Genomic DNA, 7,495 nt, shown 5'->3' with positions numbered 1-7,495 from the left:
CAACTGTTCCACCTTCGCCTGCAGATGCTCGGGCTGGCCGTCATTGACCACCACGTCATCGGCCAGCGCCAGGCGCTTTTCCCGGCTGGCCTGGGCGGCAATCATCCGATCGGCCAGTTCGGCCGTGATCCCGTCGCGCTGCAGCAGGCGGGCGTGCTGCACCGCCACCGGGACATCCACCACCAGCACGCGGTCCAGCCAGGGGTACTGCTGGCGGCCGCCGGCCTCGGTCAGGAGCGGAATGGCGGCCATCGCGTACGGCCCGGTGGCCTGTTCGCAGGTGGTGCGCAGCTGCTGCCGGATCGCGGGATGGGTGATGGCTTCCAGGGCCTGGCGCTCCTGCGCGGAGGCGAAAATGCGTTCGCGCAGCGCCACACGATCCAGCTGGCCATCGGCCAACAGGATGCCCGCTCCAAAGTGGGCGGTGATGCGGGCCAGGCCTTCGCTGCCTGGCGCGACCGCGTCGCGGGCGGCCAGGTCGGCGTCGGCCACGGTGATGCCCAGGGCCTCGAAGCGGCGGCTCAGCTCGCTCTTGCCGGCGGCGATGCCGCCGGTCAGGCCGATGATGTAGCTGCTCATCGGCCGGCCCTCAGCGCAGGCCGGCGTAGCCCATGTAGGCGTTGATGATCTGCTCGCCCCACATGAAGACGATCCAGCCCGCAATGGCCAGGTACGGCCCGAACGGGATGGGCGTGGCACGGTCGCGGCCGCGCGAGTAGATCCAGATCGAGCCGATGATGGCGCCGACGATCGAGGACAGCATGATGATCGGCAGGATGCCCTTCAGGCCACACCAGGCGCCCAGCGCGGCCAGGAGCTTGAAATCGCCGTGGCCCATGCCTTCCTTGCCGGTGATCTGCTTGAACAGCCACCACACCGACCATAGCGACAGGTAGCCGGCCAGGGCACCCAGCAGGGCGGGCTTGGCCGGCATGTAGAGATTGTCGCTGGCTGCGATCAGGCCCAGCCACATCAGGGGCAGGGTCAGCTGGTCCGGCAGCAGCTGGGTGCGCAGGTCGATCCCGGACAGAGCCACCAGGAAGCAGCTCAGCACAATCGCGCCGAAGCCCTGCCAGCCGAAGCCGAACTGCCACACGCTGGCCAGCACCAGTAGCGCGGTCACCAGTTCCACCAGTGGGTACTGGATCGAGATGGGGGCGTGGCAATGGCGGCACTTGCCACGCAGGGCCAGCCAGCTGAACAGCGGGATGTTTTCGTACCAGGACAGCTTGTGCTTGCAGTGCGGGCAGTGCGACGGCTCGACCACGATCCCCGGCGGCGGCGGCTCGTAGATATCCGGCTCTTCCAGCACTTCGCGGGCGTCGCGCTTCCACTGCCAGTCCAGCCGCTTGGGCAGGCGCAGGATGACTACGTTGAGGAAGCTGCCCAGCAGCAGCCCCAGTCCGGCCGCGGCGGGGTAGCCGAGGCCGGGATGCTGGTCGAGAAATGCCATTGTTACCTTAGCCGACGACGGCGCCGAGTTTGAAGATGGGCAGGTACATGCCGATCACCATGCCACCCACGATGGTACCAATGAACACCATGATCATCGGTTCCAGCAGGCTGCTGAGTGCGTCAACGGCATTGTTGACCTCCTGCTCATAGTACTCGGCCACCTTGAACAGCATGGTATCCAGAGCGCCGGCCTCTTCGCCGATGGCGGTCATCTGGACCACCATGTGCGGGAAACGATTGACCTGTTTCATGGCCATGTTGACGGGGTAACCGACTGACACGTCATCACGCATGCGCAGTACGGCTTCTTCATACACCTTGTTGCCGGTGGCGCCGGCCACGATGCCGAGTGCTTCCACCAGAGGTACGCCGGCCTTGAAGGTCACGGCGGTGGTGCGGGCGAACCGCGCGATGGCGCTGTTGTTCATGATTTCGCCTATCACCGGTACCTTGAGGATCCAGCGGTCCATGGTGTGCTGCATCTTGGGCGAACGCTTATAAGCATAGGTAAAGCCCACGATTGATCCGCCCGCGATGAGCAGCATCAACCACCAATAAGACACCGTGAAACGAGACATACCCACGATCATCTGTGTGAAAGCAGGTAGTTCGGCTCCGAAGCCGCTGAAGACCTCCTCAAACTGAGGTACGACGAAGATCAATAGAATCGCGCTGACGATGATTGCCACGGCAACCACCATGGCGGGGTAGAACAGCGCCTTCTTGATCTTCCCCTTCAGCGCTTCAATGTTCTCCTTGTATGTGGCGACCGTATCGAGCACCGTTTCCAGTACGCCGGCGCCTTCACCAGCCCGTACAAGGTTGCGGTACAGCTCGTCGAACTGGACTGGATGCTTGCTTATTGCTTCGTAAAGCGATGAGCCGCCCTCGATGTCGGTGCGAATCGTATCAACAAGCTTCTTCATGCGCGGGTTCTTATGCCCGCTGCCGATGATTTCAAGGGCGCTCACGATCGGGACGCCAGACTTCATCATGGTCGCCATCTGGCGACTGAAGAACGAGATGTCCTTAGGGCCGACTGCTTTCCCTGCGGCTCCGAACAGCGGCTTGGGCTTGGGCTTGACCACGCTGGGCATGATGCCCATGCGCCGCAGTTCCGCACGGAGCAGGTTTGCATTCTTGGCGGGCTGCTCACCCTTCATTTTTACGCCACGCTTGTCGGTCCCCTCCCAGACAAACGGCTGCAGCTCCATGGTGCTTCGCGCCACGGGCTCTTTCTTGATTGCACTACGGCTAACGGACATACAGGGCTCCCCAGCCACACCATCCCCAGGCGGGCTATCTCGGCGCATGGTAGCCGGTTCCGGGGGCAGGTGGCATCCCCTGGACGGGCGAAATCGTGACCCTGCTCCAAGACCTGTCCGGTCACAAGGTGACGCAGCACGTCACATTGACGGATTGGTCGCAGATTTCTGTGTGGGGGGTTCCAATCCTGAAGATTGCTGCCATCATTGCGCCGGGGAATGCTGGGGAGCATTGCTGAGAAGTTGGCACGCAACCTGCTTGGATCCAACCGCACGGGCGATGGCCTTGCTCAACCGGCACTGCCGGTCAGGCTTCGGCCCTGTGTCCATTTACTATCTACCTCTTGGGGATGTACTCATGAAGAAGCAGCAGGGCTTTACCCTTATCGAACTGATGATCGTTGTCGCGATCATCGCCATCCTGGCCGCCATTGCACTGCCGGCTTACCAGGACTACACCATCCGCGCTCGCGTGTCGGAAGCTGCTGTGATTGCTGGCGGTGCCAAAGTCACCGTCGCTGAGAACATCGCCAACAACGGCGGCACCCTGACCGGTATTCCGGATGCTTGCGCTGGCGTTGATGCGGCTGCCACCACTGCAACCGCCAACCTGGCGAGCGTGACCTGCGACGCCGGCACCGGCGCTGTCGCCGTGGTCACCACCGCGAAGGCTGGCACTGTTACGCTGACCTTCACCCCGACTCCGGGCACCGGCACCGTCGGCACCACTTGGGCCTGCGTAGGCACCGGTGGCAAGCCGGCTTACTACCCGGCCGAATGCCGCTAATAGCGGTTGGTTGGTAAAGAGTCTAAAAGGACCCCGCTTATTGCGGGGTTCTTTTCTTGGTGGGCAATGAACTTGAAACGGCCTTGCAGCCCGGGGGGGGGATGAGGAAGAATCGTGGTTTTACTTTGATCGAGCTCATGATCGTCGTGGCGATCATCGCGATCCTGGCGGCCATTGCGTTGCCGGCGTATCAGGACTACACGATCCGTGCACGTGTCTCCGAGGCCATCCTTATTGCGTCAGGTGCCAAGGTTACCGTTACAGAAAACATAAACAATATCAATCGATTGGATGCGACTGCTTGCTCGGGAATAGCTGCCACGACGGCGGCGACCGAAAATGTCTCTGGCGTGACCTGTACGGGCTCCGGGGTAATCACGGTGACTACGACCGCCCGAGCAGGTGGGGTCGTTCTCTCGCTGACGCCATCGTACGTTCCCAATGAATTTGTGCGGTGGCGCTGTGAAGTGGTGAACGGCCTCAACAAGTATGTTCCTGCCGAATGCCGCGTCTGATGCATTGCGCCCGCCTCTGAGCGCAGGATTTGTCGTCGCGCCATACCCGAATGGCGCTAAGCTGTTGCGGAGAGCAAGAGGAACGCTAAGTCAATGAACGCAATCGCCACTGCTAATCTGGTCGGGATCACGGGCATCGCTCGCCGCCTTGTCCAGGATGGGGCGCTGGACGAAGCTGCAGCTCGTGATGCCATGGCGAAGGCCGGCGCTGCCAAGCAGCCCCTGCCGCAGTGGTTTGCCGAGAAGAAGCTGGTCACCGCAGCCCAGCTGGCCGCCGCCAACGCACTCGAATTCGGCATGCCCCTTCTGGATGTCTCCGTCTTCGACGGCACCCAAAGCGCCATCGCTCTCGTCAGCGAAGAACTCCTCCGCAAGCACCGCGTCCTGCCGCTGTTCAAGCGCGGGGGAAAGCTGTTTGTGGGTACCAGTGACCCCACCCACTCGCTGGACGAGATCAAGTTCCACACCAACCTGGTGGTGGAGCCGATCCTGGTCGACGAAGAGCAGATCAAGCGCACGCTAGAGCAGTGGCAGTCCAAGCACGACACGCTCGGTTCGACGCTGGGCGGCGACGACGACGGCATGGGCGACCTGGACGTGTCGACCGGTGACGAGGAGGGCGGTTCGACCGACTCCGGCGTGGACGCCAAGGGCGACGACACCCCGGTGGTGAAGTTCGTCAACAAGGTGCTGATCGATGCGATCCGCAAGGGCGCCTCGGACATCCATTTCGAGCCGTACGAAGACGATTACCGGGTGCGCTTCCGCATCGATGGCCTGCTCAAGAACGTGGCCAAGGCCCCGGTCAAGCTCAACCAGCGCATCGCCGCGCGCCTGAAGGTGATGTCGCAGCTGGACATCGCTGAAAAGCGCGTGCCGCAGGATGGGCGCATCAAGCTCAACCTGTCCAAGACCCGCCAGATCGACTTCCGCGTGAGCACGCTGCCCACGCTGTTCGGCGAGAAGATCGTGCTGCGTATCCTGGATGGCAGCGCGGCCAAGCTGGGCATCGACAAGCTGGGCTACGAGCCGGCCCAGCAGCAGTTGTTCCTGGACGCCATCCACAAGCCCTACGGCATGGTGCTGGTGACCGGCCCGACCGGCTCGGGCAAGACGGTGTCGCTGTATACCGCGCTGGGCATCCTCAACGATGAAACGCGCAACATCTCCACCGCCGAAGATCCGGTGGAAATCCGCCTGCCGGGCGTCAACCAGGTGCAGCAGAACAACAAGCGCGGCATGACCTTCGCCGCCGCGCTGCGCTCGTTCCTGCGCCAGGATCCGGACATCATCATGGTCGGCGAAATCCGCGACCTGGAAACCGCCGAGATCGCGATCAAGGCCGCGCAGACCGGCCACATGGTGCTGTCAACGCTGCATACCAACGATGCGCCGCAGACCATCGCGCGCCTGATGAACATGGGTATCGCGCCGTTCAACATCACCAGTTCGGTCACGCTGGTGATCGCCCAGCGCCTGGCCCGGCGGCTGTGCAGCAACTGCAAGCGGCCGATCGAGCTGCCGGCACATGCGCTGCTGGCCGAAGGCTTCACCCAGGCGCAGATCGATGCGGGCATCCGCCTGTTCGAGCCGGTGGGGTGCGAGGAGTGCACCGAGGGCTACAAGGGCCGTACCGGTATCTACCAGGTGATGCCGATGAGCGAGGAAATCTCGGTGATCGTGCTGGCCGGCGGCAATGCCATCCAGATCGCCGAGGCCGCGCAGCGCGCCGGGGTGAATGACTTGCGGCAGTCGGCGCTGGTCAAGGCGGCGGCGGGCACCACCAGCCTGGCCGAGATCAACCGCGTTACCAAGGATTGACTGGCAAGCGTGGTTGAACGGAAAAGGCCCGCGGTTGCGGGCCTTTTCATATGCGGGAAACCGTGGCCCCTGGCCTCAATCCATACCCAGCTTTTTCAGCTTGTAGCGCAGCGCACGGAAGGTGATGCCCAGCTGCGCGGCGGTGCGGGTCTTGTTCCAGCGGTTCTCTTCCAGCGCCTTCTGGATGGCGGTGCGCTCCATCTGCTCGATGTAGGAGGGCAGGGCGCCATTGCCGGCAGGCAGGTCGACCACGGCTTCTTCGTGCACCGGGGCCGGGCCGGCGCCGTGGCGCGGGGGGGCGTGCTGCGGCAGGCGCAGGTCACTGGCGCCGATGCTGTCCGATTCGGCCAGCGCCAAGGCGCGTTCCAGGATGTTCTCCAGCTCGCGCACGTTGCCGGGGAAGTGGTACTGCGCCAGCGCGTCGATGGCCGACGGTGCCAGCAGCGGGGTGGGGCGTTCATGGGTGCGGGCCAGCCGCGCCAGGATCGAGGCGGCCAGCTGCGGCAGGTCGCTGCGGCGTTCGCGCAGCGGCGGCACGCGCAGCTCGATCACGTTGATGCGGTAATACAGGTCGTGGCGGAAGCGGCCGTCTTCGACCAGTTCGCCCAGGTCCTTGTGGGTGGCCGACAGGATGCGCACGTCCACCGGTACTTCGGTGGCGGCACCGACCGGGCGGATCGACTTTTCCTGGATGGCGCGCAGCAGCTTGACCTGCATCTGCAGCGGCAGTTCGGCCACTTCGTCCAGGAACAGGGTACCGCCATGCGCGGCCTGGAACAGGCCGGGCTTGTCGGCATGGGCACCGCTGAAGCTGCCCTTCTTGTGCCCGAAGAATTCGCTTTCCATCAGCTCCGAGGGAATCGCGCCGCAGTTGACCGGAACGAACGTACCGGCCGCGCGCGCGCTCTGCGCATGGATGGTGCGGGCCACCAGTTCCTTGCCCACCCCCGATTCGCCCAGGATGTAGACCGGGGCCTGGCTGCGCGCGACCTTGGTGATGGTGGTGCGCAACATGTCCATCGCCGGCGAATCCCCCAGCAGGCGTGCGGCCTGTTCCGAGGGCGGGGCCGCGGGTGCGGCGCGTTCGGTGTTGTTGAGTTCCAGGGCGTGCTTGACCAGCCCACGCAGCACCGAGATGTCCACCGGCTTGCTGACGAAGTCAAACGCGCCGGCCTTCAGCGCCTCCACGGCGAGGTCCATGCTGCCGAACGCGGTGATCATCGCCACCGGCGTGCGCGGGTAGTGCTGGGCGATCTCGGTGACCAGCTCGATGCCGTTGCCGTCGGGCAGGCGCATGTCGGTGATGCACAGGTCGTACGGGTTGCTGGCGAGCAACTCGCGGGCTTCGGCGAGGTTGGCGGCGGTGCTGATGCGCAGGCCCATGCGGCCCAGGGTCAGTACCAGCAGTTCGCGGATGTCACGTTCGTCGTCGACGACGAGGGCGCTGCGGGTGTCGTTCATATGGGGGAAAGATAGCCGAGGGCGGTTGGATCCGACAAATGTTTGACGCAGGGGGACACCCGTAGGGGCGGTGCCTGCCGCAGGCGGTTCATTGCGGCAGCATCGTGTGCGGGCCGGCCAGGACGAGCCGGAAGCACGCGCCACCGGCCGGCACCGACACGTATTCCAGGTTGGCCTGGTTGGCCTTGCAC

General features: G+C 64.0%; 7 protein-coding genes. 3 read left to right on the top strand and 4 right to left on the bottom strand.

What is annotated here, in order from left to right:
* From coaE to DBR34_RS01890, 3 genes are all read right to left on the bottom strand, one after another.
* On the bottom strand, positions 1 to 579 hold a 579-nt coding region (coaE, locus tag DBR34_RS01900), incomplete at its 3' end, for a dephospho-CoA kinase (protein WP_128095490.1).
* A 10-nt stretch (positions 580 to 589) separates the two neighbouring features.
* A complete protein-coding gene (locus DBR34_RS01895) occupies positions 590 to 1,453 on the bottom strand; it encodes an A24 family peptidase (RefSeq protein WP_128095489.1) in 864 nt (287 codons plus the stop codon).
* A 7-nt stretch (positions 1,454 to 1,460) separates the two neighbouring features.
* Positions 1,461 to 2,720, bottom strand: coding sequence for a type II secretion system F family protein (locus DBR34_RS01890; RefSeq protein WP_128095488.1), 1,260 nt, complete (start codon positions 2,718 to 2,720; stop codon positions 1,461 to 1,463).
* Between the two features lie 358 nt (positions 2,721 to 3,078).
* On the opposite strand from DBR34_RS01890, the gene DBR34_RS01885 reads away from it, so the two are divergent.
* The 3 genes from DBR34_RS01885 to pilB all read left to right on the top strand — a co-directional run bounded on the left by DBR34_RS01885 (position 3,079) and on the right by pilB (position 5,843).
* Positions 3,079 to 3,507, top strand: a complete 429-nt coding sequence (locus DBR34_RS01885) for a prepilin-type N-terminal cleavage/methylation domain-containing protein (RefSeq protein WP_128095487.1) — start codon at positions 3,079 to 3,081, stop codon at positions 3,505 to 3,507.
* 101 nt (positions 3,508 to 3,608) lie between these two features.
* Positions 3,609 to 4,022: a pilin gene (locus DBR34_RS01880; protein ID WP_128095486.1), complete on the top strand. Its 414-nt coding sequence runs from the start codon at positions 3,609 to 3,611 to the stop codon at positions 4,020 to 4,022.
* Positions 4,023 to 4,115: 93 nt separating this feature from the next.
* Entirely contained in the window at positions 4,116 to 5,843 is a 1,728-nt protein-coding gene (pilB, locus tag DBR34_RS01875) for a type IV-A pilus assembly ATPase PilB (RefSeq protein WP_128095485.1), read from the top strand.
* A gap of 75 nt (positions 5,844 to 5,918) precedes the next feature.
* Here pilB and DBR34_RS01870 read toward each other — a convergent pair whose 3' ends face one another.
* Positions 5,919 to 7,304: a sigma-54 dependent transcriptional regulator gene (locus DBR34_RS01870; protein ID WP_128095484.1), complete on the bottom strand. Its 1,386-nt coding sequence runs from the start codon at positions 7,302 to 7,304 to the stop codon at positions 5,919 to 5,921.
* Positions 7,305 to 7,495 lie beyond the last annotated feature (191 nt).

This window comes from Stenotrophomonas sp. HMWF003 (genome assembly GCF_003061285.1).
Classification (GTDB): Bacteria; Pseudomonadota; Gammaproteobacteria; order Xanthomonadales; family Xanthomonadaceae; genus Stenotrophomonas; species Stenotrophomonas maltophilia_AP.
This window is presented reverse-complemented; position numbering and strand designations above follow the sequence as displayed.

Excerpts from the sequence above, each read along its gene's own strand:
- DBR34_RS01895 (WP_128095489.1), bottom strand. The coding sequence starts at position 1,453 with ATGGCATTTCTCGACCAGCATCCCGGCCTCGGCTACCCCGCCGCGGCC.
- DBR34_RS01890 (WP_128095488.1), bottom strand. The coding sequence starts at position 2,720 with ATGTCCGTTAGCCGTAGTGCAATCAAGAAAGAGCCCGTGGCGCGAAGC.
- DBR34_RS01885 (WP_128095487.1), top strand. The coding sequence starts at position 3,079 with ATGAAGAAGCAGCAGGGCTTTACCCTTATCGAACTGATGATCGTTGTC.
- DBR34_RS01880 (WP_128095486.1), top strand. The coding sequence starts at position 3,609 with ATGAGGAAGAATCGTGGTTTTACTTTGATCGAGCTCATGATCGTCGTG.
- pilB (WP_128095485.1), top strand. The coding sequence starts at position 4,116 with ATGAACGCAATCGCCACTGCTAATCTGGTCGGGATCACGGGCATCGCT.
- DBR34_RS01870 (WP_128095484.1), bottom strand. The coding sequence starts at position 7,304 with ATGAACGACACCCGCAGCGCCCTCGTCGTCGACGACGAACGTGACATC.